Consider the following 25355-nt stretch of genomic DNA (forward strand, 5'->3'; position numbering starts at 1 on the left):
TGAAATAGAAAAAGGTCTGTATAAACAGACCTTTTTAGCAATCACTTCTGGATTTGGGCTTGTGCCATCATTTCAACTGGTACTCTTGGGTATTTCTGTTCATAGAGTTCCATAAAGTCTTTTCTTATCAACTGCTCCAAATAGGTAGCACGTTCTGTTGGACAGAAAATTTTGATATGTACGACTTGCTCACCAGCTGCAGTGCTGGTGATTTCCACATGCGGATCAGCGCCAGGTAAGTCAACACCAGCATGTTTTTCGATAACAGCGTTATAGCGTCTTGCAACATCCATAAAGTGAGCGAAGTGAACCTCAATACGTTCATGTATTTGCGGAATCAAAGGGAAAAGATTGAGGAACTCAGGTACCACAATCGTGATGTCATGAAATACATAGCGCTTCATAAAGTTCAAGTTCTTTACCGGGTATAGAAAGAACATACTGTTTGGTAACGTCGCCGTTTTACCCGTGTAATGATAATGGGATTTTTGCAACGCTATCTCTTGAATAACAGTTGCCATCATATTGTGCTCAATCACTTCACCACTGATGGAACCCACTTCAATCCAATCTCCAATGCGGAATGAGCGAGAACTTGCACGCTGAATAGAACCTGTAAAACACAGGATAATTTCTTTTGATGCCACAACGATAGCCACAGCGATAGCCGTTACCGATAGAGCAAACTCACTGATCTCTGATTGCCAAAGCATGAACAATAGAAGCACGATAATGGTAAATGCGCCGTTTTTTGTACGCGACATCCATTTCCTTTGCTTCTCAGTAATAAATGCAACATCACCACGGATATATGAAAGAACTACTCGGCGCACCAGCCATATAACAACCAAAATTAGCGTGGATAACAACATTTTGTGCGCGAATAGAAAATCTACCACCGCATTAAATTTTTCCATAATTCTTCCTACTGCAAACAACCGATCAACTTACTGAAATACCTATGACGACTAAGTTCTGTCGGTATCAATATAAAAAAAGCGTTGGCAAACACATTATTGCCAACGCTCAAATAAGTATAACCGACCGAAATCGTTGATAAAGCAGTTTATTGTTTATAGTGCCGTGCAGTTTTCTCAGCTAGGGTCACGATCACATTAACCGCCTGTTCCATACCCTCAATAGTTATAAACTCGTGGATACCGTGGAAATTATAGCCACCCGTGAATATGTTCGGGCAAGGTAATCCCATGAAAGAAAGCCGAGCGCCATCTGTACCACCTCGAATCGGTTTGATTAGAGGTTCAACACCGCAATGTTCCATCGCGATTTTTGCCAATTCGATAATATGCGGATGAGGTTCTACCATCTCTTTCATGTTGGCGTAGCTGTCGTAAATTTCCAGTTCAACACTGCCTTTTGATAGCTGTTTATTCAGTTCATCCACTTTTTGTTGCATGAATGCTTTGCGAGCCGCTAAACCTTCTCGCTCAAAGTCACGAAGGATGTAGCTTAACTGTGATTTGGCTATACCCATTGAAGCGGAAGATAGATGGTAAAAGCCTTCATAGCCTTCGGTATTCTGTGGCGTCTCTTGTTCCGGCATCGCAACAACGAAGCGGGAGGCAATATGCATCGCATTCACCATTTTGCCTTTTGCTGTACCAGGGTGGACACTCACGCCGTGACAAGTTACTTCTGCCGTTGCTGCATGAAAGTTTTCGTATTCCAGCTCTCCGACAGGACCACCATCAATGGTATAAGCCCACTTGGCACCAAATTTTTCCACATCAAAATGGTTCGCGCCACGACCGATTTCTTCATCTGGCGTAAAAGCGATACAGATATCGCCATGGGGAATAGATGGATCAGCAAGCAGCATTTCGATTGCCGTGATGATCTCAGCAATTCCCGCTTTATTGTCTGCACCTAAAAGAGTATTGCCATCGGTGGTGATTAGGTTTTTACCATGCAATTTATGCAATTCAGGATACTGAATGGGAGAAAGAACTTCATCGCCTTTGCCCAAAGCAATATCGCCACCTTGGTAGTTTTCTACAATCTGTGGAACCACATGTTTACCCGAGGCATCAGGCGCTGTATCCATGTGGGAAATAAAACCAATAGCTGGTACCGAGTAATCGACGTTTGATTTCAGTTTCGCCATTACATAACAGTGGTTATCAATGGATACGTCACTTAGGCCTAGTTCAAGCAATTCTTCATAAAGAGCTTGGGCAAACACTTTTTGCCCCGCAGAACTTGGGCAGTGATGGTTCTTGGGTTTTGATTGGGTATCGTAAGTAACATAACTTAAAAAACGTTGAATAAGATTTTCCATAACAAGTTCCGCTTTTAATTCATTACGCAGCAACAGAAAACTCTATGCTGCAACCCGTATCCCAGCATTAAGTGATACGCAGCTTATTGCATTCCATAGTACGTTTTATTTGAAAGTAAGAATTGCTGTAAATCAGTTTTTGGTAACTTAAGCGGTATGGGCGCAAAGATAAGCCCAGTCACGGGAAATGATGCAGTACGAAGAGAGGTTGTTGACCATACTAAGCGTGTCATAAATAAATGTTCTGTTTCATTCACTACATCTAGTTGGAATTAACATCACAAACCACTAAAAAGCTTAAAGGAAAATCATTCACAACTTTGCTGTTTAAGTTTTGTACAGCTACGTTTAACTATGTCTCCTTTATTTTCCCCCCTAGAAAATATTAAATGCTGACAACGTCAAACTTCTAACGAGGTTTCATAAAAGACCTAAAGGCTCAAAAATAAAAAATCCCCAGTGTGCTCAACTGGGGATTTTTATTTGATGGTCTAGCGATTATAAAGGCTTACGTAAAAGAACCGCTAAATCCTGACATAACGCTGGCAGAAACCAAGCATACATTTAACTGAGTGGATGCATGATGACTGGGTACTTTTTCATGTTAAGTAAGTTACCCCCTATTAAACTACTGCTAGCTTAAATAGTTTTGCCGCATCGAATCTGAATGCGGCATTTTTTTGTCTTAATGTCAGGGTTTACTTCGTTTTCGATCGCTACTTGCAAAGCATATAGCTAGTTAGAGGAGCAGCTTCGACTACAACTTTCGTACCAGTGCTGGAGAACACTTGTTCACTTAACAAATCCCGTAATGCGTGATTCCAGTTAAGCTCTACTGTCTGTGGTCTTGCAGATTTATTGATAATAACAATTCCTTTCTCGCCACGACTGAACACCAGTAAGTCATCACTGGCTTCAATCATCACCATAGGCAACCCATGCATTCGGTTGTGGAACTCAATTTGCGCGATGATTTTTGGATCGTTCCATGCATTCAACCAACGAGGTTTACCCGATTTATTGTGGATACGGCTGGTATCCAAATCGGTGTAAATCAACGGCACTCCGCCATCACGCCCTAATATATAGCTGTACGCCAAGCTTTCTAAAGCTTCATCCATCACTAAGTTCTTGAATACATCATTGTTAGGGATGTCATGGGTAACCGTGAAGGTAATGGCTCGTTCCTTCGAAAGCGCTTCGCCAAAACAGTAAGGGTCAATGAGCGCTTTCAAGCTGCCTGATTTTTGCAATGCATTGAACACCGTCTGAAATAGAGGGAAATCGTAAGCACTGAGTTGGGTTTCAGCCAAATAAGGTTCTAGGAACAACTGGTATTCTTCTTTGGTTGCTCCGCCATCAGTAATGATTTCGCCGAAAATATGCACATCTTGGGTAATATCATCGCTCCAAACTTTCTTTAGATGCTCAATAGACATGTGCTTTGCAGCGTCAATTCTGAATCCTTTCACACCCAATGTTTTCAGTGCTTTTAGATAGGTTTGCTGCATTTCTATCACATGCGAACAATCTCTTAGAGTTGGCAATCCCTGATCATGTGGACCGCCAGTAATACGACCATTCTGCACTTGCCATCTGTCTTTCCAGTCTTTGATACCAAAGGCTTCAACGAAGTCTTCTTCTTTAAACAAAGGCTCAGACAAATCACCAAACAACACTTGTTTTTGATAATAGCGTGAAGATTTTTGATAGTGCTTCATATCCTCTTCACTAGGGTATTGAAGATCGAGGCGTTTTTTCGATTCATTGGCCATGTGGTTGAACACCACGTCGGCGTAGACATGTACACCAAAAGCTTTCAAAGCATTGGTCATGTCTTTAAATGATTGAGTATCACCGAGTTGATTGTCGATGACTCTGTAATCTTGTGGTTGGTAGCGTTGCCACCACTCTGTACCGTGGTCGCTTTTCGCGGATTTCATTGGAGGGGAAATCAATACGGCTTTATACCCTGCTTCGAATATTGCTGAAGCTCGCTCAGCTACGAGGGCATAAGGCCAGTCAAATGCGTGCAATATAACGTCAGTTGGCTGATGAAGACTCATTGTAAATACTCCTTGTTAATCAACAAGCCGAATGAAAACTAAAATGAATGCGCGGCTTGCTAGGGCTAAAAGCCCTTATATATAACCGAGTATAAAATATTCAATCTATTTGAAATCCACCTCTTAATTATAAATAACGGTGGAGAATGAAGGCGTAGATTGACATATTTAAGCTAGGTTGGGTTATCCTTAACCTCATCACAGTATAGACGCCTATACTTTACTAGGCTGTGCAACGTTGTTTTCATTTACGAGACAGCAGGGTTTGGTGTCATAAATAAGTGATCAATTCGCTCACTATGGAGGATTATATGCGGTCCCTAAGAATCGATATCGTCTCTGATGTAGTCTGCCCTTGGTGCATTATTGGATATAAGCGCCTGCAAGCGGCTTTGAAACTGGTATCGAATGAGATTCAGGCAGAAATACACTGGCATCCATTCGAACTTAACCCAACCATGCCTGAAGGTGGAGAAAACCTTCGAGATCATCTTGCTCGCAAATATGGCACGACCAAAGAGGCGAGCATTGAAGCCAGAAAGACTCTGACTCAGTTAGGAGCTGAGGTGGGATTCCAGTTCAACTTCTATGAAGAAATGCGAATCTACAACACGCGCAAAGCTCATCAGCTGTTGATGTGGGCAAATCAACATCACAAACAAAGTGAACTCGAACTTGCATTGTTCCAAGCATATTTCTGCCAAGAAAAACAGATTGATGACGAGAATGTACTAATACAAATCGCCGTAAATGCTGGGCTAAATGAATCTGAATGCCTGCAAGTATTGCATGATGAATCATGGGCAAAAGCGGTGGCAAGTACTGAACAGCAATGGCTTCAGGCTGGTATCCATGCCGTTCCTGCCATTATTATCGATCAGAAACATCTCGTGTCCGGTGCTCAAACTACAGAGCGACTGGTAGAACTATTAAAAAGTATTTCTCAAAACACAGCATCAATTCATTAGATATAAAATTCATATGAAAAAGGCCTTCATTTGAAGGCCTTAATATTCAGCTTAAACAACTTACGCTGCTACTTTCTTAAAGCATTCAATTTGGCCTGAGCCAGTCCGTAAATGCTGTCCACCGGATAACTACCATCTTCTGTTGCAATACCCACTTTTTTACCAGTGAAAATTTCAATCGCTTCAGATACGTGGCTTATCGCCCAGATATTGAACTCACCTTTTTCTACTGCTCTGACAATATCAGGTCTTAACATCAAGTTGTGCTTATTGGCCTGAGGAATGATAACCCCTTGAGAATGACTGCGTCCTTTGATGCAACACACATCAAAGAAACCTTCAATTTTCTCGTTCACTCCGCCAATAGGTTGTGACTCACCAAACTGGTTCATGGAACCAGTAATCGCAATATCTTGTCGATTTGGCTGCTTAGAAAACGCCGAAACAATCGCACAGAACTCCGCCATACTCGCACTGTCTCCATCAACACCACCGTAGGATTGCTCAAATGTGATGGTAGTGGTTAGCGGTACACGCGCCGTGCGTCCAAATACCGAGTTTAGATAAGCAGAAAGAATCATCACCCCTTTCGAGTGAATACTTCCCCCTAGATCGACACTGCGTTCAATATCAATGATGTCCCCTTCACCGTAAGACGTTGTTGCTGTGATACGGTTTGGGGCGCCAAACATATGATCTTTGGTAGCCAGAACAGATAAAGCATTCACCTGCCCCACCGCTGAGCCTTCGGTTTGAATAAGCGTTGTGCCATTGGAGAAAGTTTCCATCACACTCTCTTGCAAACGATTGACGCGCATTTGTTGATTACTTAGCGCTTCTTCTACGTGACTTTGGCGAATCATGTTCGAGTTCGCCTGCTTCGCGACGTAATTTGATTCACGCAGTAAGTTAGCAATATGAGCCGAATGAAGAGAGAGTTTTGACTGATCGCCTGCCATTCTCGAACTATGTTCAATAATTCTTGCAATGGCCTTACGGTCACAATGTAACAAGTTGCTGTCGTGAACAATGCTGGAAATAAAACGCGCATAGTGAAGCTCTGTATCATCGGTACGCTTCATCTCATCTTCGAAATCAGCCGTAACGCGGAACAACTCACTAAACTCTGGATCATAATGAGCCAGCAATTCATAAGTGCGGTAATCACCAAACAGAATAATTTTGACATCCAGCGGTATAGGTTCAGGATCTAGTGACACCGTCCCCGTCAACGTCACTTCTTTCTCTAAAGAGGTAAAACTGATTTGGCGAGAGCGCAGCGCACGCTTTAAACCGTCCCAAACGTACGGCTGCTCTAACACTTTCACCGCATCCATCATCAATACGCCGCCATTCGCCTTATGCAAGCTGCCGGCACGAATCAATGAAAAGTCAGTGAATACTGTTCCTTTATAAGTTGCGGTTTCTATATAACCAAACAGTGAGTGGTAGTTAGGATTCTCCTCAACCACAATAGGGAAATCGTCAGAACAACGGCTCACCAGCACGTTCACTTTATAGCGACGTGGCAGTTTCTTATCTAACGCTGCCGTTGCAATATCACCCTGCTCTCCTGTTCCTTCTAAAAAGATATCTACGTTTTCCAGAATGTCTTTTTGCAGGTCTGTCAGATAGCTTTTGATCTCCGCATACTGCGAATAATCTTGCTTCAACTGCTTAATGAAATGAGCAACTACATCGAGCGTCACGTCATCATTGAGCTTTTTGATTTTTTCTGTATACGACTCTTCCCACTCAGTTAAGTGACGCACCATATTACGTAAAGCAACTTCAAGTTCATCAATCGTCTGACTGAAATGTTCTTGCTCTTTTTTGGTTAGCGCATCGAAGGATTCTTCGGTGTGCAGTTCTTCACCATTCAAAGCAACAAACTGGTATTCACCTTGGTTGGTAATGGTTAGGCTGATACCTTTTTCTTTGGCATCTTTAGTAATGCTTTCCAGTTCACTTTGTTGTTTTTGATCGAGTTGGTTTTTCAGTTTTTCAGCACGACCAATGTATAACTCATTGTCAAAAGCTAACGGCATACCATTCATCAGCTTGGTCATTAATTTTTCAATGTCTTGGCGAAATGCGCTGCCTACGCCACGTGGCAGTTTTAATACTCTCGGAGTACGAATGTCATCGAAGTTTGCGACATAACACCAGTCATACAGGTTATCTGTCTCATGTTTATGGCGACTGAGATAACGCATGATCATAGTACGCTTGCCTAAACCATTGCGGCCAATCGCGTAGATGTTGTAACCCTTCTCTTTGATCGACATGGCAAACTCTACCGCTTTTTGCGCACGTTCCTGACCAACGATTTCGTCAAGTGGGGGAAGTTCTTTGGTGGATTTGCAAGGCAATTGTTCTAGCTTTGCTACGTGGTAAAGCTGATCTGCGTTCAGTTGTTGAATAGCCATAGCTCCACTCCTTTGGTTTTATATTCTTCTTTTGTATATCAAGTTTAGCCGTAAAGCTTTGACTTTTTAGTGATTTAGCCCCTCTTAACGTTCAAGTGGACAAATAATCACCAAACGAGCTAAAAACACAATTCGTTCAGCGACTAGAAGTAATGAGAGATGGCTAAATAACGAGTACGGATATGTTCTATAAGCAAACGGACTTTGTTCGGTGGCTGACGTGTAAACGGGTAGACCGCGTATATACCAAGCTTCTTGCCTACCTGCTCTGGGAAAATATCCACCAATTCACCATTTCGAAAGTCATGATAGACCAAGCATCTCGGTACATAAGCAATACCGTGACCTCCAAGCGCAGCTTTGCGCAATGCGGTCGCATTATCTGTTGAAAAAGTGCCAGACACTTTAACGATATAGTTGCCTTTGCTGCCCTTAAACTCCCAGTCACTCGCCCCTGTGGTCTGATACGCATATTGCAGGCAATTATGATTGACTAAATCTTCAGGTTTAAGTGGCTTACCGTTAAGTGCAATGTACGAAGGAGATGCACACACTACCCATTGCGAATCCAATATATGACGTGCAATCAGACTGGAATCGTCCAGGTAACCCGTACGAATAACCAAGTCATAGCCCCCTTCCACTAAATCCACAAAGCGATTATCGAGTGACATATCTACTGTTAATCCCGGATGCATATTGCAGAATTCAGCCACTGCATCGGCGAGAATTAGGTCTCCGGAAATAGAGGGAACCGACATCTTAATGTGCCCACTGATGTTCTCACCAAACCCCGCAACGGCATCCATCGCTTCCTGAGTGGCTTGCTTCACATTTTTAGCACTCGACATCAAAGCCTTGCCCGCTTCAGTCAAAGTTAATTTACGCGTTGTTCGATATAATAACTGCACACTCAACTCTTCTTCCAAACGCGCAATTCTTTTGCTAACTACCGAATTTGTCAGGTTATTTTGTTCAGCCACTTTACTAAAACTGCCAAATTCAACCACTTGGGAAAACAAGATTAAATCATCTGCACGCATCAAATTATGTCACTTTTGGAAATAATGAATTTCATTATTTCCCTATATTAAGAAAAAGGAAAGCGCTAGATTCACATTTAATTAACACGATAATTACAATAACTCCCGTTAGGAGAAGCAATGCGTATCTACCCTGCAAAACCACAAAAAGTGTATTTCTACGCCACGTGTCTGGTGGATCTGTTTGACCCTCAAGCAGGGCTAGATGCGATAACCCTTCTTGAACAGCAAGGGCTTGAAGTTATTTTCGTTGAAAAACAAACCTGCTGCGGACAGCCCGCTTACACCTCGGGCTATGACGACCAAGCCAAGAAAGTGGCATTGAGCCAAATCGCGCTGTTTCCTAAACCTTATCCAGTGATTGTGTTATCGGGTTCGTGTGGCGGAATGATGCATCATCATTACCGACGCTTATTCAAAGAGGATTCCCAGCAAGATCAGGTTAATGAATTCTGTGACAGAGTGTTCGAACTGACTGAATTCTTAGTCAATGTCTGCCGTGTCAAGCTGACGGATACAGGCGAACCCACTTCCGTGGTGATGCATACTTCCTGTGCCGCTCGTCGGGAAATGAATGTCCATGTTACGGCCACTGAATTGCTGAATCAGCTTGAGAGTGTAGAGCTTAGCATGCAGGACTATGAGAGTGAATGTTGTGGATTCGGCGGCACCTTTTCAGTCCGTCATCCCAATATTTCTCAAGCCATGGTTGAAGATAAAACCCATCACATTACTCAAACCAACGCAGAGACGTTAGTCAGTGCCGATTGGGGGTGTTTGCTCAATATCAATGGCGCTTTGCAATACCAAGGCAAAGCACTACAAGGCCGCCACCTAGCAAGTTTCTTATTAGAGCGCACCAAAGGAGTACAATCATGAGTCAGACTCCTCAACAGTTTCATATTCAAGCAAAAGTAGCGCTGGAAGATCCTCAACTACGCGCCAATTTCCGTGGTGCCATGGACTACCTGAGAGATAAGCGTAAAACTGCATTTTCGGATGCAAAAGAAGAGAACGCGATTCGTGATTTAGCGGAATCCATCCGACAACGCTGCCTGAGTAAGTTGCCGACATTGCTGGAACAACTTGAACAGAAATGCTCCCAAAACGGTATTCAAGTCCATTGGGCAGAAAACCCAGAACAAGCCAATGGCATTATCGCTGAAATAGCACAACGCCATCAGGCGAGAATGATCATCAAAGGTAAATCGATGGTCAGCGAAGAGATCGAGATGAACCATGAAATGGCAAAACTCGGTATTGAATGTTTAGAAAGTGATATGGGGGAATACATTGTCCAGCTTGACGGCGACAAACCTTCTCACATCATCATGCCGGCGATTCATAAGAATAAACAGGAAGTGAGCGATACCTTCGAGAAAAATCTCGATGGTTTTACCCCAACTCTCGACGTTGATGAACTGATTCAAACGGGGCGTACCCGTCTTCGTCAGAAATTTCACGATGCCGATATTGGTCTCTCAGGAGTTAATTTCGCCGTTGCTGAAACAGGTACACTGTGCTTGGTTGAAAACGAAGGTAACGGTCGGATGTCGACCACTATTCCTAAGGTTCACATTGCCATCACAGGTATAGAAAAGGTGGTTGAATACCTTGCCGATGTACCGCCACTTTACAGTGCTTTAACTCGCTCAGCGACGGGGCAGGCTATCACCACCTATTTCAATATGATCACTTCGCCGCGCAAAAAAGGTGAGAAAGACGGTCCGCGAGAAGTGCATTTGGTCTTACTTGATAATGGTCGCAGTCAGGCTTATCAAGACGAGGAAATGCGTAAGACGCTGCAATGCATCCGCTGCGGCGCTTGTATGAACCATTGTCCGGTGTACACCAAAATTGGTGGGCACGCTTATGGAACCGTTTATCCGGGGCCGATTGGTAAAATCATTTCACCGCATCTATTGGGTTTAGAAGCGACAAAAGATTTGGTTACCGCATCAAGCTTATGCGGCGCGTGCGGAGAGGTTTGCCCAGTACGAATTCCAATTCCAGAACTGTTACAACGTCTACGCAGAGAAGCAAAGCATGATGCGAAATCAGGTAACACGGTCATGGAAGGACAGAAAACCTCGCACAGCAATCTAGAAAGTATGGCGATGTCAAGTTTCGCCTTTGCGGCTACCCACCCTACTTTTTACCACTCTGCAACAGGGTTTACCACCAAGATGCAAGCGCTTATCCCAAACAAGCTTGGCGCGTGGACACAATGTCGAACCGCACCAAAACCTGCGAGTAAAACCTTGCATCAGTTGCTCAAAGAAAAGCAAACCTTGGCAGACGACCACTCAGATAACAAAAGTAGTGAGGACAAATCATGAGTACGGCACGCGATAACATCTTAAAAAGACTCAAAAACGCCAATGCTATACCAGTCCAAAGCACAGAAATTGCTTTCGAACCATGGGGATTCGATAAAAGTAAAACTGAGCAGGAAAAAATGGCGCGATTTTGCCAAGCGCTCACCGCAAGCCATGCTCAAGTTATTCAACTAGAGAGTTCAGAAATTGGTACGACTCTAGAGACGCTCTGCTCAGAAAAAGGATGGCAGCGAGCAGCCATTGGTACTGAGGGTGAATGGATTAGCGACTTCAAACAAGGCCTGAAAGCGTTAGATATTATTGAATATCAGAATGACATAGAAAACTGGAAAAGTGCGCTGTTCCATGAAGTAGATGTGGGGGTCACGCATGTATTAGCAGGCATTGCTGACACTGGCGCTCTGGTCCTATGGCCAAGTGAGCATGAACCAAGAACATTATCACTGGTGCCTCCCTGCCATATTGCTGTGATGCATGCATCGACATTACACAATCACTTTCTCGAAGTGATGGCCGAACAGAACTGGGCCGCAAACATGCCGACCAACGCACTTTTGATATCGGGGCCTTCCAAAACGGCTGACATTCAACAAACCTTAGCTTATGGCGCACATGGACCAAGCGAACTTATCGTCCTCATTGTTAAAGATAAATAGACGAAAGATAAATAATTGATGAACGATAAATCATCGCGTAAATGGCAACGAGATAACTAAAATGGAAATCAAGACTCGCTATCAACAATTGATGGATGTTCTGAAAACTCAAATCGACGAAGAACGCATTATCACTCAGGAAGCCCAAAGACTCGCTTACGGTACAGACGCCAGCTTTTATCGGCTTATTCCACAGGTAGTGCTGCGTCTTAATAGCCTTGAAGAGGTGGTGTTCACCATTAAGAGCTGTGAGAAATTGGCTTTACCTTTTACCTTCCGCGCGGCTGGAACCAGTTTGTCCGGTCAAGCCGTGTCAGACTCAGTACTGATAACCTTAACCGATGATTGGCGGAAGCATCAGATCTTAGAGCAAGGCGATAAAATCCGTTTACAACCGGGAGTGATTGGCGCAGACGCCAACAAATATCTCGCGCCTTTCCAACGCAAAATAGGTCCAGATCCAGCGTCTATAAACACGTGTAAAATTGGAGGTATTGCTGCGAACAATGCCAGTGGTATGTGCTGCGGCACCGCGCAGAATTCTTATCAAACTATCGATAATATGAAGGTGGTGTTTGCAGACGGTCTAGTGTTGGATACCAGTGATTCAAACAGCGTAGAAGTATTTAAGCAACAAAGAAGCGACCTTGTTTCTGGACTAGAAACGTTGAGAAAAGAGACGCTGGCGAACAAAGAACTGAGCGCTCGGATCAGGCACAAATATCGTTTAAAAAACACAACCGGCTACGCCCTCAACGCGCTGGTCGATTACGATGACCCGATTGATATTCTGAAGCACCTGTTTATTGGTTCTGAAGGCACACTCGGCTTTATCGCCGAAATTACCTATAACACGGTGGTCGAACACAGCTATAAAGCCTCTGCATTGCTGGTATTTGAAAATATCGAGCAAGCAAGCCAAGCCGTAATCACGTTAAAACAATCACCCGTTGCTGCGGTTGAAATGATGGATGGCAGAGCCATGCGTTCTGTCGCCGACAAAGCAGGTATGCCTGATTTCATCAAGTCTCTCGATTTAGAAGCTGCGGCTTTGCTTATTGAATCTCACGCAAGTCACCATAAAGCATTACAGCACCAATGCGGTGAAGTAATGGAGTCGCTAAAAAGCTTCAATATTATCGAATCGGTTCCTTTCACTTCCGACGCCAATACCGTCTCGACCCTTTGGGGCATTCGCAAAGGCATGTTCCCTGCTGTCGGAGCGGTAAGAGAAGTGGGAACCACCGTTATTATCGAAGACGTTGCTTTCCCGATTGAAAATCTTGCCAACGGCATTCGTGACCTGCAAAAACTATTTGATAAATACCATTATCAAGAAGCGATCATTTTCGGCCATGCGCTGGAAGGCAACTTGCATTTTGTCTTTACTCAAGGGTTTGAACAGCAACAGGAAATCGAGCGATACGGAGCCTTTATGGATGACGTCGCAGATTTGGTTGCGGTGAAATACCAAGGTTCATTAAAAGCGGAACACGGTACGGGTCGAAATATGGCTCCGTATGTTGAACTCGAATGGGGTAAAGAAGGCTATGCATTGATGCAGCAAATCAAAGTCTTATTTGATCCAAACGGCTTGTTGAATCCTGGGGTAATCATCAACAGCAACCCCAAAGCACACTTAGATAACTTGAAACTGATGCCTGCTGCAGATGAACTTGTAGATCGCTGCATCGAATGTGGATTCTGCGAACCAGTTTGCCCTTCTCGAACGCTGACGTTGTCACCACGTCAACGCATCGTTCTCTACCGTGAGCTTCAACGTCGACGCAAAAACGGAGAACAAACATCCGCCGACGAATTAAATAAAGTGTTCGAATACCAAGGTTTAGATACTTGTGCCGCAACCGGACTGTGCGCCGACCGATGTCCCGTTGGAATCAATACCGGCGATCTTGTAAAAAAACTGCGCAGTGCTAAATACGAAAAGTTTACACCGATAGCACGTTGGACAGCAGACCATTTTTCCGCCACAACTGCGATGACACGCTCCGCTTTAAAAATGAATAAGCTTGCTTCTGGAATTCTTGGTGAAACATCGGTCAAGCGTATCGTCGAAGGTACCCGAAAACTGACTCATGGAAAAACTCCGGTTTGGCTTGCAGAAATGCCGCAAGCAAACCGATATCCGCTTGAGAAAGTGGCCAGTGACCTTCCGCAACGTGACAAGAAAGTGGTTTATCTTCCATCATGTGCCAGCCGTAGCATGGGGCAACAAACCGATGCTAAAGATCAGCGTCCATTAACAGAAGTTACTCTTTCCATTCTCAATAAAGCCGGATACGAGGTAATTCTCCCTGACGATATTAATCAACAGTGCTGCGGAATGCCTTACGACAGTAAAGGTATGAGCGACATTGCCAATGATAAAGCTCATCAACTGGAAGAAGTACTATGGAAAGCCAGTCAGTTTGGTCGTTACCCAGTGTTAATGGATACCAGTCCATGTGCTAAACGCAGTATTGAGAGGTTCACAAAACCGCTAAAAATTTACGAGCCTTCTGGGTTTGTAAGCCAATACTTGCTGGAACATCTCAGTATCACGCCGAAGGAAGAAACCGTGATGTTGCATGTAACCTGTAGTTCGCGACGAATGGGGCTCACTAATGAGATGGCGAATCTCGCCAAAGCCTGTGTAAGCAACGTCGTCATACCGGAGCATATTGAATGCTGTGGTTGGGCGGGAGACAAAGGTTTTACTACTCCCGAACTCAATGCAGCAGCGGTTCATCCACTCAAAGAGCAAGTTCCTGAAGATTGCACAAGAGGATTCAGCAATAGCCGAACCTGTGAAATTGGCTTATCACATCACAGCGGAATCACTTATCAGTCGATTCTATATCTGGTTGATGAAGTTTCCCGACCACATTAATAGAAACGAACAACAAGAAACTAACGAATAGCAATTAACTAAAAGAAACGACGCTGACTATTTAGAAGCTAACCCTTTATTTGGTTAGCTTCTCTTTCAATCAATTTCCGCGAGCTTTGAAGCAATAAACTTTCCATTTGCAGACACACGTGTATCTTGCCCCACTTTCAAATACGCTTTTAAGAAATAGATACCTCGCTTCACCGTCAACAGCTCGCCAATAACCTTAACTTGATCACCGACTTTGATCGGGCTGTGATAGCGTACATCTAGTTGAGCAGTTAATGCGGTAATTTGTTGGCTAAGCAAACAATGCGTCATTGCGGCATCAAGCAAAGAACTCGCAATTCCTCCATGCAACAAACCAAAGTAACCCTGATGCCGAGGTAACACCGTAAAATCACTCTGCACGGTATGGTCCTGTTTCACCTTAAACTCCGCGCCCAAAGAGTAGTAGTTGTTTTCTTCATTACCGCACACTGCGCACATGACATGTGATTTATGGAAATGCTTCATATCAATACGTTCCTGACTTTTTAACATGTAAACGATAATTAGCATATGCCATTTAAACGCATCACAGTTTTCGGTAATCATTGTTTACTCCAAAAAATTTTTTGGCATCCGCTTCAATCAACCGACCAAAACGTGACCCAATAACTTTACAGAGCCACAAAAGTTACATAATTATGGTCTAAACTTACTTTGTTTTCGTTTGAGTGTGCTTGCTTTCACTTAATTTGAAATATTCACTAGTTTATTACGGATAGTTGCGTTATTATTCGCGCGTCCAATCGATTCACGCTCGATAGGTTGTGCGAAGGAAACCTTCCGGTACTAGCGTTTAGCCAGTTATATGTAGAAGCATTTTGTTCAAACGTCACCTAAGTAATAAGCGCCTTCTTTTGGCTAAATAGATTAATTTTTTAAGATTTGGAGACATCATGTCTAACACTACTGGTACCGTTAAATGGTTTAACGAAACTAAAGGTTTTGGTTTCATCGCTCAAGATAACGGCGGCGCAGACGTATTCGTACACTTCCGTGCAATCACTGCAGAAGGTTTCAAAACTCTGAAAGAAGGCCAAAAGGTTTCTTTCACTGTTGAAAACGGCCAAAAAGGCCCACAAGCTGCTAACGTAACTGTTATCTAAGCTTGTTTACAATCTTCGGATTGACGTGAAAAGGTCGCTATATGCGGCCTTTTGTGTTTTTGTTGTCTCCTAATTTCGCTACACATTAGAGGAACCCAATGCGTACTTTTGTTCTTAGAGCACGTTCAGCCCCAACCGATAGTCAAAAACTGCAAGCTGAAGTGGGTGGCAAAGCCCACGCGGAAATTCTTGCTCACGGTATTATGAACGCGATTTTCACCGCTCAGTCGCACCGTGAAGATGCTGTTATTCACCTCGTGCTGGAAAGTACCCAAGATTACTCACGCACCATCACGATTGATGCAAATACCATCAGTGATGTTGGTGGTTTCCACGAAGCAGCGTTAATCGCTTTGTTGGTCAAAGCATTGGATAAGTCACTCGGAATGACCAAAGAACAAATTCGCGAAGTTCAACCAGGTCTCACGGTGCAGACAATCAGTTTCGAAGCTTTAGTCACTAAGCTGGCTGATATACATTCTATGTACATGATGGATAAAAAAGGCGAATCCATTCGTACCATCGACATTGGTCCAAACCCATGCTTCCTTCTGACTGACCACATTCCTATGCCAAAGAAAACCGGAAATTCACTGAAACGGTTAGGCGTTGAAAAACTCAGCTTAGGTCCAAAAATGCTATTTGCTTCCCAATGTATTACGCTTATTCACAACGAACTTGATATGCGTGAATAAAGGTAAACCATGACGCACTCTGACAGTGAAGAAATGCTTACTGGCCGTTGCCACTGCGGGAACGTCACATTAACCATTCCCTATCCTTCAAAAACAGCCACTGCATGTAACTGTTCCATTTGCTCACGTTACGCTGCCATTTGGGGATATTTCAAACAGTCGCAGGTTACTCTCACGGTAAAAGAGAGCGGCGTGGAAAGCTACAGTTGGGGAGATAAAGCGATTCTCTTCTACCATTGTAAAAACTGTGGTTGCATTACTCATTATTCATCAGCGAGCAAATCTGACAACGATCGGCTCGCAGTTAACTACCGTATGTTCAACCCAGTTCTGCTAAACAGTATCAAAATTCGACATTTTGATGGCGCAAACAGCTGGACCTACCTTGATTAAAAATGTGTTTCAGGCGGTCGGATGTTATCCGATGTCAGACCAGAACTACAAATTTAGTGAGATATATCCCGTTTTAATACAACGTTGAGTTTGTCGATTGCATTTCCAATGTGACATGAGTATAAACTGAGCAAATAATAATCATAAACCCTACAACAATAATAAGTACGCGACGTCTTTTAACCATAAATCTCGTCAAACGCTAGGTGTACATTTTTGAATTATTTTTAGGGTGCTCAACACAATGCGTATTAATCAACCTGTTACACAAAAAGAAGTTCTTTACCCTCCTCATTACAACTTACTCTCTATTACTCAACCCAATAGTCATATCACTTATGCTAGCGAAGAGTTTTGTGAAGTCGCTGGATACAGTCTAGAAGAGATGGTTGGTCAACCTCATAACTTGGTTCGCCATCCAGACATGCCAGAAGCAGCATTTCAGGACATGTGGTCACATTTAAAGAAAGGCCATTCTTGGATGGGATTGGTTAAAAACCGAACTAAATCTGGTGATCACTACTGGGTTGATGCTTTTGCTTCGCCAATTATTGAAAATGGTAAGACTGTTGAATACCAATCCGTCCGCCTGTCACCTAATCGCGAGCATGTTGAGAATGCGGAAAAGGTGTACGCACAGATCCGCGCTAACAAAACACCCTGGCAGCTCAAGTTACCTAGAACGCGTTTATGGCAGCGTATGACAGTAGGATTTCTTGGCGCCGCAGTGATTGCAGCCGCAGTTGATCATTTCTTGGCAGGTGCTGGTGTCCCAATGATGCTGCTACTAAGTATCTTGACCAGCTACAGCTTAACTCGTCGTTTAGAAAGAGTAACGGAAACAGCACGTAAAGTGTTTGATAACCCATTAATGGAACTTGTTTACAACAAGCGAGTGGATGATATTTCTGAAATTCAGCTAGCGCTAAAAATGCGTCAATCTGAATTAAATGCGGTAGTCGGCCGAATTCAGGACTCGAACTTGCAATTGGTTGAAGCGGCTAAAGTATCGTCCGTAAACTGCAACCACACTGCTGACAACTTAGACGGTCAATCGCGCGAAACTGAGCAAGTGGCGACCGCTATTACTGAAATGAACTCAACCGCCAACGAAATTGCAAGCAATGCACAAGCCGCATCCGCCGCCGCAAACAGTGCCCAGACAGCAGCAAGTGAAGGCATGGATTCTGTCGAAGATACAGTGGGTTCGATTATTCAGCTAGCCAAACAGCTAGATTCGGCCACCACTGTTATTGAAAAACTCTCGGCTCAAAGTGCAACCATCGGTCAGGTTATAGAGGTCATTCAGAGTGTTTCGGATCAGACTAATCTTCTTGCGCTAAACGCTGCAATTGAAGCGGCACGAGCAGGAGAACAAGGTCGCGGTTTTGCCGTAGTTGCAGATGAAGTCCGCAAGCTGGCGCAACGCAGTTCTGAATCCAGCAGTGAGATACAAAGTATTGTTCAAACCATTCAGAGCAGCACACGTGAAGCGGTGGAAGCCATCAGTCAAGGTAACTCGCTTTCACAAAGTTGTGTGAACAGTGCAAATGATTCTGGTGACAAACTTAAAGCTCTGCTGGCGCAGATGGCCGATATTGCTCAAAGAAACGAACACATAGCGACAGCGGTAGATGAAATGGCACGCGTAACGGAAAGCATGAACGTAAGTGTTCAGTCTATCAGCGACGGTTCAGCCGCTACTTTATTGCTAGCAAATGACACCCATGAACAGTGTAAAGCTCTGGTTTCTAACTTAGCGTCACAAGGTGTACTTGTTAAACAGTTCCGCCGCTTATAAGGCATGAACTCTTTTCAAAGCGTCTCATTTGAGGCGCTTTTTCTTTATCTAACCTATTAGTTAGCTTTTCAAGGTACCAATAGTGGCTACATTGGCTCATAATGAACGCCATTAACATTCTTAAAACAACGAAGATCATAATTCACTAATGAATCCTCCATCATTATCTAATCAGCTATTTCAAATGACTTGGCCGATGCTTTTTGGCGTCCTGTCACTAATGAGCTTTCAGTTAGTCGATAGTGCATTTATCGGCCAACTTGGTGTTTTGCCGCTTGCTACGCAAGGTTTCACTATGCCATTACAAATGGTGATTATCGGCGTTCAAGTCGGCCTAGGCATTGCTACAACAGCTGTAATCTCCAAGGCTTTAGGGGCTGAAAAGACACGATACGCCAAACAGCTAGGCGGTTTAGTGTTGGCAATGGGTAGCGGCTGCGTCGCTATCTTCGGCTTGATCATTTACTTACTTCGATACCCTATCCTTTCATTGCTTGATGCTCCTGAAAGCATCTATTCAATTATTGATGTCTATTGGATTTGGTGGGCTATCAGCGCGTGGACAGGCGCAGTTCTGTATTTTCTTTACAGTGTCTGTCGTGCCAACGGAAATACTATGCTGCCGGGCACTATGATGATGGTGACCAGCGTGTTAAACCTTGTGTTAGACCCTCTGTTTATCTTTGTGTTCGACCTCGGTATCAATGGCGCTGCGATCGCAACCATTCTGGCGTTTAGCATCGGTGTGGCCGTTGTTTTACCAAAAGTTTATAACAAGCACTGGATGAGCTACGAATGGCATGATCTGGATATTGTCGCTAGCGTGAAATCTATCGGGCATATCATGGGACCAGCAATGCTGAGCCAATTGTTACCACCGCTTTCCTCTATGCTGGCAACTAAACTACTAGCAAGCTTTGGCGCGACAGCGGTTGCAGCGTGGGCGCTGGGTTCACGTTTTGAATTTTTTGCTATCGTTGCGGTATTGGCGTTGACTATGTCAATGCCACCGATGATCGGCAGAATGTTGGGCGCAGGAAAGCTCGCGGATATCAGGAAGCTGGTGAATATCGCCATTCGCTTTATTCTGATTTCCCAACTCGCTATTGCGCTGATTACTATCGTGCTATCCACGCCTCTGGCATCACTGATGACCAGCGAAGCGAGTGTCGAGACTATCTTGAACTGGCACTTAATGATTGTACCGTTAAGCTTAGGTTCGCTAGGGGTTTGTATGCTGATGGTGTCAGTGTCCAACGCTTTGGGTAAGTCTTACATCGCTTTAACGATTTCAGCATTAAGGCTGTTTATCTTCTTCCTGCCTTGTCTATGGATAGGTTCTGAGTTCGGCGGATTACAAGGTCTGTTTATCGGCGCTTTTATCGGTAACTTATTGGCTGGCAGCACCGCTTGGTGGGTATATCAAAGAACTTTGAAACAGATAGAACAGAACTATACGCTTCAAACTTCCTGATCAAAAAAGGCTCTCAATTGAGAGCCTTTTCTTCATCTATGCACTTATGCATTAGCCTTTACGACGTTTTTCTACCGCATCAGCAAGTTGACGCAATACAGTCTCGGTATCATTCCAACCAATACATGCATCTGTAATCGACTGGCCGTAAGTCGGCGCTTGACCATCGACTAAGTCTTGGCGACCTTCAACAAGATGTGACTCAATCATCACACCGAAAATTGCGTGTTCGCCACCAGCGATTTGTGCACTCACATCTTCGCTTACAACCATTTGACGTTGGTATTGTTTAGAGCTGTTTGCGTGGCTGAAGTCAATCATCACTTTTTGACGCAGACCAGACGCTTCCAGCTGGTTCTTGATGTCACTAACATGTTCAGCGCTGTAGTTTGGCTCTTTACCACCGCGAAGAATGATGTGGCAATCAGGGTTACCTGCTGTTTCAACAATCGCTGAATGACCAAATTTAGTGACTGATAGGAAGTGGTGTGATGACTCAGCTGAGCGAATCGCATCAGAAGCAATTTTAATGTTGCCATCAGTACCGTTTTTAAAACCAACCGGACATGAAATACCAGAAGCCAGTTCACGGTGTACTTGTGATTCAGTCGTACGAGCACCGATTGCGCCCCAGCTAATTAAATCAGCCACGTATTGCGGAGTGATCATATCTAAGAATTCACTCGCAGTCGGCATACCCATGTCGGTCAAATCAAGCAATAGCTTGCGACCCATGCGTAAACCGTCATTAATCTTGTAAGTATCGTTAAGGTATGGGTCGTTAATCAGACCTTTCCAGCCCACTGTTGTACGCGGTTTTTCAAAATAAACACGCATCACAACTTCAAGTTGACCACTTAACTCATCACGCAGTTTCTTCAAACGCTTACCGTACTCGATCGCCGCTTCTGTATCGTGGATAGAACATGGGCCAACAATAACGAGTAGTCTGTCATCTTCGTCATTCAAAATGTTGTGGATTGCTTGGCGCGCTTGAAACGTTGTTGAAGAAGCAACATCAGTCGCTGGAAATTTTTCTAATACTGCAACTGGGGGTAATAATTCTTTAATTCGTTTAATATTTACATCGTCGGTTTGATACATCGCTTACTTCTTCCTATTTTGCTTTGCTGCTGGTGCTATTGAACGGTGAATAGCAAATCCTTTGGCAGTCTCGTTTCCTCAGTCCGTAACTTAATCTACCTAGGCAGATGTGTGCAACCATTATTTTAAATAAAATGCAATATGCAGAAATTATTTACAAAACAGAAATGGTGTAACTTATTTTTTACACCCGTAATGACTGATGAAGAATAACGTGGTTTGTTGTGCCAAATAGCGCTTTTCTTGGTCTGACAAACTGGATTTAATCCCCATAACTTGCGGCCAGAAGCAGCCACCTTTAACTAGGCTGTGCAACTGACCATTAGCGAGATCAACATCCTGAATATTAAGGTTTTTTAACGAAGCCTGATGTTTAAGCCAACTGAGGATCTGACCCTCTTTTTTTGCCATCAGTTCAGATTGTTCAATCAACTCATCTGGGCGATATAGATAGTAGCCGAGCACCACTCGCGCTAGGTCGATATACTCATTTGACGACAGAATTTCTATTTCGCTGTAAAGCAATTGTTCTAGCTGCTCTTCCATTGGTAGTGACATTAGCTGATCAGAATCGACAAGGTTAGCCGTTGCACTCCACAAGTCTGCCAGCAAGGTCATGATCAGCACTTCTTTTGACGAAAAGTGATTATACACGGTGCGCTTGGAAACCTGCGCTAACGCCGCAATCTTATCCATACTGGTGCTTTGTGCCCCGAACTCTCGGAAAGCTTCCTTTGCAGCCAACAATATCGCTTCACGTTTTAGTTCACTTCGAGTTTTCTTCATTACTGTGTTCTGCGTATGTCTTAAAAATATTCTGACACCAATATTACACTACTCAGTTTACTTTTCATCAAAAATACGTAAACTACACCGTATAGTTTACTTTAAAAGTTCTAAGAAACGTCACAAACGTTTCATATCTCTATTCGATCATAGAGTTCAGAAGTAAGGAAACTTTTCACTTGGCTACAGGAGAAAGACAATGAATACAGTTGAAAACAATCAAGTCTCAGATACAGCAGCACTTGATGGCAAATTTGCTAACCACGAAGTGGATAACAAAAACAGCATTCGCGATTTTTTAGCTATCTCTTGGGCTTATCTGACTGAGAAACATGAGGATACAGTGCCAAAAAAGCCGATTCCGGTGCAAAGTATCACTAACGAACAGCTAGAAGTTGAAAACGATGATGTGGTCTATCGACTTGGTCACTCTTCAATTCTGATGAAACTAGATGGTCAATGGCTCCTTACCGACCCCGTTTTCAGTGACCGCGCTTCACCGGTGCAATGGGCAGGTCCAAAACGTTTCCACCAGCCACCCATCTCCATTCAGGATCTGCCAAAGATTGATGTAGTGTTGATCAGCCATGACCATTACGATCACTTAGACAAAGCCGCTGTAAAAAGCTTGGCGAAGAAAGTTGACCACTTTCTTGTTCCATCAAAAGTAGGCGCTTTATTGCAGAAATGGGGCGTACCTGCCAGCAAGATTCAGGAGTTTCGTTGGTGGGACAGTGCGAACCGAGGCTCTTTGGAGTTTGCTTTCACGCCTACTCAACACTTCTCTGGCCGAGGCTTAACGGATCGCAATCAGACCCTCTGGGGAAGCTGGGTGATTCGCAGCAGCAAAAAGTCTATTTTCTTTAGTGGCGATTCCGGCTATTTCAGCGGATTTAAAGAGATTGGCAATAAATACGGCCCTTTCGATTTAACCATGATTGAGACTGGCGCTTACAACAAACTTTGGTCTGAAGTGCATATGTTCCCTCGCCAGAGCTTACAGGCGCACATCGATCTGAAAGGCAAAATGATGATGCCGATTCACAACAGCACTTTTGATTTGTCTATGCACCGTTGGTATGAACCTCTGGAGAAAGCATCGAATCTCGCAAGATCTTTGGGTATTACTTTGGTCACGCCTGTTATTGGTCAACGTATGTCGTTAAACGAATCATTTCAATCGGTGAGATGGTGGGAACAACTTGAAGTGGAAATGGAAGCAGAGCCATCAGTACAAAACTGTTTTAACTCCGCCTCATAAACTTCTCACTTCACTACTTACACCAAGTAGTGATCGAGCAGCAGCGCAATAAATAACATCATCAAATGATAAATAGAATATTTGAAAGTGGTGATGGCTGACTGCTGATCTGAGCGATATTTCAGTACCCATGCTGAATAAATGAAACCTAAGCTCAAAATAGTGGACGCAACAAAATAAAGCACCCCGCTCATTCCCACTAATACTGGCAACAAACAGACAATCGCCAGTAATACTGTATAGAGCAGAATCGACGTTTTGGTGTATTCGACGCCATGCGTCACAGGCAACATAGGGATAGCCGCTTTGGCATAATCTTCTTTGCGATGAATCGCCAAAGCCCAGAAGTGAGGTGGCGTCCAGATAAAGATGATCATCACCAACAACCAAGCATGCCCGTGCAGTTCATTGGTTATTGCTGTCCAGCCCAATAGTGGCGGCATCGCTCCAGCCAAACCTGCAATCACAATATTTTGCGGTGTTGCCCGTTTTAGATAAACGGTATAAACCAACGCATACCCCAACAAACTGGCAAATGTCAGCCAAGCGGTCAGTGCATTTACCCCAGCATAGAGCACGACAAATCCCGCAATTCCAATCGCCGTAGCAAATGCAAACACTTTATAAGCCTGAATCTCTCCAGAAGGTAGCGGACGACGATACGTTCTCGCCATAATCGCATCGATTCTTCGGTCAATCAGATGATTGAACGCTGCCGCAGAGCCTGCCATCAAGGCAATGCCACTCAACCCCAACACCACCGCTTGCAAAGGAAGCGCAGCTGGTTGGGCTAAACACATTCCGACCATCGCGGTAAGCAGCATTAATGCGACCACTTTAGGTTTGGTCAGAGTCCAATAGATTCTCCAACGAGAAGGAGATACGGCGATACCAGATGCGACAGTGACCGACTTATTCATGGGAAACACTCCTTGTTGTAACTTTAGAATTGGCTTTAGTGTCAATGATTGCTTGGCTCATAGGCTGAGAAGACCACAATCGATAGTTGCATTTGAGTACTGCAATCATGAGCAGTGCTGCGCCCAAATTGTGCATAACCGCAATCGTTAATGGCAGATTAAAAACCACATTGCTGATGCCGAGAACAACCTGAACCAAAAGCGCGCCTAACAACATTTTCGATAGAGAAAGCAGGCCGACTTTCCATAAACGAAACGCTAACGCTGACAGGACTAAGATGGTCAAGATAGCGCCAAATCGATGTGATACATGAATAGTCAGCCTTGGACCGTAATCCAGAACGCCGAACTCATAGCTGTCATGTCCGTGATGAATCAAAGTAAAGGCTGTTTTGAAATCCAGATAAGAGAGCCAGTTACCTTCACATATTGGCAAACTGCTGCACATCAACGCCGCGTAGTTAGACGATGTCCAACCACCAAGCATGATCTGCACCACCACCACCACCATAGTGAGCGCCGCGCCCAGCTTAAGATTCAAATAGGAAGATAATGCTGATGTGCTTGTAAATTCGTTATTTTCAGGCGCTGACGTCCGTTGTAACTGCCACAACAGTAACCACAAACTGGCGAGCAAGGTGAATCCCCCCAGTAAGTGCCCCATCACTACTATCGGCAGCAGCATCATGGTTACCGTCCACATACCAAGTAAGGCCTGAAAAATCACAACTGCTGCAATCATCAGAGGCAGTGTTATCGCCACAGGTCGAGCTTTAATACAAAGAAAAGTGATTAGAAACACCACCAGACCAAGAGTGCCGGCAAAATAACGATGAATCATTTCCGGCCAAGCTTTATGCGGCTCCACATCAAGATGAGGGTATAACAACTCTGCTTTTTCCAACGCGTGGGAAGACTGCGGAACCGTGAAATGACCGTAACAACCCGGCCAGTCAGGACAGCCCAATCCAGCATCGGATAAACGAGTATAAGCACCCAATGCAATTACTGTCAGCGTTAACAACAGCGCAAACTTAACTAATCGAATTAACCCTGTATTGGAATTGGTCATCGTCC

At 44.0% G+C, this 25355-nt stretch carries 21 protein-coding genes; 11 read left to right on the top strand and 10 right to left on the bottom strand.

All coding sequences use genetic code 11. From position 1 onward, the window contains the following. Nucleotides 1-41: 41 nt before the first annotated feature. From ACRQQK_RS11450 to ACRQQK_RS11460, 3 genes are all read right to left on the bottom strand, one after another. Nucleotides 42-917, bottom strand: a complete 876-nt coding sequence (locus ACRQQK_RS11450; protein ID WP_457511517.1) for a mechanosensitive ion channel family protein — start codon at nucleotides 915-917, stop codon at nucleotides 42-44. A gap of 149 nt (nucleotides 918-1066) precedes the next feature. Beyond that, entirely contained in the window at nucleotides 1067-2299 is a 1233-nt protein-coding gene (pepT, locus tag ACRQQK_RS11455) for a peptidase T (protein WP_457511519.1), read from the bottom strand. Nucleotides 2300-3015: 716 nt separating this feature from the next. Continuing rightward, complete coding sequence (locus ACRQQK_RS11460) at nucleotides 3016-4365, bottom strand: alpha-amylase family protein (RefSeq protein ID WP_457511521.1); 1350 nt, start codon at nucleotides 4363-4365, stop codon at nucleotides 3016-3018. Nucleotides 4366-4676: 311 nt separating this feature from the next. On the opposite strand from ACRQQK_RS11460, the gene ACRQQK_RS11465 reads away from it, so the two are divergent. Further along, entirely contained in the window at nucleotides 4677-5333 is a 657-nt protein-coding gene (locus ACRQQK_RS11465; protein ID WP_457511523.1) for a DsbA family oxidoreductase, read from the top strand. A gap of 68 nt (nucleotides 5334-5401) precedes the next feature. Here the strand turns inward: ACRQQK_RS11465 and ACRQQK_RS11470 are convergent, their stop codons facing one another. After that, a complete protein-coding gene (locus ACRQQK_RS11470) occupies nucleotides 5402-7762 on the bottom strand; it encodes a Lon protease family protein (RefSeq protein WP_457511525.1) in 2361 nt (786 codons plus the stop codon). A 143-nt stretch (nucleotides 7763-7905) separates the two neighbouring features. Further along, nucleotides 7906-8805 carry a LysR family transcriptional regulator gene (locus ACRQQK_RS11475; protein WP_457511527.1) on the bottom strand — a complete coding sequence of 300 codons (900 nt, stop codon included), beginning with the start codon at nucleotides 8803-8805 and terminating at the stop codon, nucleotides 7906-7908. A 120-nt stretch (nucleotides 8806-8925) separates the two neighbouring features. Between ACRQQK_RS11475 and ACRQQK_RS11480 the strand changes: the two genes are divergently transcribed. The 4 genes from ACRQQK_RS11480 to ACRQQK_RS11495 all read left to right on the top strand — a co-directional run bounded on the left by ACRQQK_RS11480 (nucleotide 8926) and on the right by ACRQQK_RS11495 (nucleotide 14690). Then, nucleotides 8926-9684 (top strand): (Fe-S)-binding protein, encoded by a 759-nt coding sequence (locus ACRQQK_RS11480; RefSeq protein ID WP_457511529.1) that lies wholly within the window; start codon nucleotides 8926-8928, stop codon nucleotides 9682-9684. Next, nucleotides 9681-11144: a LutB/LldF family L-lactate oxidation iron-sulfur protein gene (locus tag ACRQQK_RS11485; protein WP_457511531.1), complete on the top strand. Its 1464-nt coding sequence runs from the start codon at nucleotides 9681-9683 to the stop codon at nucleotides 11142-11144. The genes ACRQQK_RS11480 and ACRQQK_RS11485 overlap by 4 nt, the downstream gene beginning before the upstream one ends. Beyond that, on the top strand, nucleotides 11141-11800 hold the full coding sequence (locus ACRQQK_RS11490) for a LutC/YkgG family protein (RefSeq protein ID WP_457511533.1): 660 nt from the start codon (nucleotides 11141-11143) through the stop codon (nucleotides 11798-11800). Before ACRQQK_RS11485 ends, ACRQQK_RS11490 begins: the two co-directional genes overlap by 4 nt. Nucleotides 11801-11861: 61 nt before the next feature. Next, nucleotides 11862-14690: an FAD-binding and (Fe-S)-binding domain-containing protein gene (locus tag ACRQQK_RS11495; RefSeq protein ID WP_457511535.1), complete on the top strand. Its 2829-nt coding sequence runs from the start codon at nucleotides 11862-11864 to the stop codon at nucleotides 14688-14690. A 96-nt stretch (nucleotides 14691-14786) separates the two neighbouring features. On the opposite strand, the gene ACRQQK_RS11500 is transcribed toward ACRQQK_RS11495, so the two are convergent. Further along, a complete protein-coding gene (locus ACRQQK_RS11500; RefSeq protein ID WP_457512342.1) occupies nucleotides 14787-15206 on the bottom strand; it encodes a PaaI family thioesterase in 420 nt (139 codons plus the stop codon). A 428-nt stretch (nucleotides 15207-15634) separates the two neighbouring features. On the opposite strand from ACRQQK_RS11500, the gene cspE reads away from it, so the two are divergent. The 5 genes from cspE to ACRQQK_RS11525 all read left to right on the top strand — a co-directional run bounded on the left by cspE (nucleotide 15635) and on the right by ACRQQK_RS11525 (nucleotide 20207). Continuing rightward, complete coding sequence (gene cspE / locus ACRQQK_RS11505; protein ID WP_042481174.1) at nucleotides 15635-15844, top strand: transcription antiterminator/RNA stability regulator CspE; 210 nt, start codon at nucleotides 15635-15637, stop codon at nucleotides 15842-15844. Nucleotides 15845-15942: 98 nt separating this feature from the next. Beyond that, nucleotides 15943-16539, top strand: a complete 597-nt coding sequence (gene trmY, locus ACRQQK_RS11510) for a tRNA (pseudouridine(54)-N(1))-methyltransferase TrmY (protein ID WP_457511538.1) — start codon at nucleotides 15943-15945, stop codon at nucleotides 16537-16539. A 9-nt stretch (nucleotides 16540-16548) separates the two neighbouring features. After that, on the top strand, nucleotides 16549-16932 hold the full coding sequence (locus ACRQQK_RS11515; protein WP_457511540.1) for a GFA family protein: 384 nt from the start codon (nucleotides 16549-16551) through the stop codon (nucleotides 16930-16932). A gap of 244 nt (nucleotides 16933-17176) precedes the next feature. Further along, nucleotides 17177-18733, top strand: a complete 1557-nt coding sequence (locus ACRQQK_RS11520; protein ID WP_457511542.1) for a methyl-accepting chemotaxis protein — start codon at nucleotides 17177-17179, stop codon at nucleotides 18731-18733. Between the two features lie 148 nt (nucleotides 18734-18881). Further along, on the top strand, nucleotides 18882-20207 hold the full coding sequence (locus tag ACRQQK_RS11525; protein ID WP_457511544.1) for an MATE family efflux transporter: 1326 nt from the start codon (nucleotides 18882-18884) through the stop codon (nucleotides 20205-20207). 51 nt (nucleotides 20208-20258) lie between these two features. Here ACRQQK_RS11525 and aroG read toward each other — a convergent pair whose 3' ends face one another. Both aroG and ACRQQK_RS11535 read right to left on the bottom strand, forming a co-directional pair. Continuing rightward, nucleotides 20259-21311 (bottom strand): 3-deoxy-7-phosphoheptulonate synthase AroG, encoded by a 1053-nt coding sequence (aroG, locus tag ACRQQK_RS11530; RefSeq protein ID WP_042481189.1) that lies wholly within the window; start codon nucleotides 21309-21311, stop codon nucleotides 20259-20261. A 177-nt stretch (nucleotides 21312-21488) separates the two neighbouring features. Continuing rightward, nucleotides 21489-22097 carry a TetR/AcrR family transcriptional regulator gene (locus ACRQQK_RS11535; RefSeq protein WP_457511546.1) on the bottom strand — a complete coding sequence of 203 codons (609 nt, stop codon included), beginning with the start codon at nucleotides 22095-22097 and terminating at the stop codon, nucleotides 21489-21491. A gap of 199 nt (nucleotides 22098-22296) precedes the next feature. Here ACRQQK_RS11535 and ACRQQK_RS11540 point away from each other — a divergent pair, with 199 nt between their 5' ends. Then, on the top strand, nucleotides 22297-23358 hold the full coding sequence (locus tag ACRQQK_RS11540) for an MBL fold metallo-hydrolase (RefSeq protein WP_457511548.1): 1062 nt from the start codon (nucleotides 22297-22299) through the stop codon (nucleotides 23356-23358). A gap of 17 nt (nucleotides 23359-23375) precedes the next feature. Here the strand turns inward: ACRQQK_RS11540 and cyoE are convergent, their stop codons facing one another. Together cyoE and ACRQQK_RS11550 are read right to left on the bottom strand one after the other, a co-directional pair. Further along, nucleotides 23376-24278 (bottom strand): heme o synthase, encoded by a 903-nt coding sequence (gene cyoE / locus ACRQQK_RS11545; RefSeq protein ID WP_457511550.1) that lies wholly within the window; start codon nucleotides 24276-24278, stop codon nucleotides 23376-23378. Beyond that, entirely contained in the window at nucleotides 24271-25350 is a 1080-nt protein-coding gene (locus ACRQQK_RS11550; RefSeq protein ID WP_457511552.1) for a COX15/CtaA family protein, read from the bottom strand. Before ACRQQK_RS11550 ends, cyoE begins: the two co-directional genes overlap by 8 nt. Nucleotides 25351-25355: the final 5 nt, after the last annotated feature.

The organism is Vibrio sp. C8, assembly GCF_054051265.1.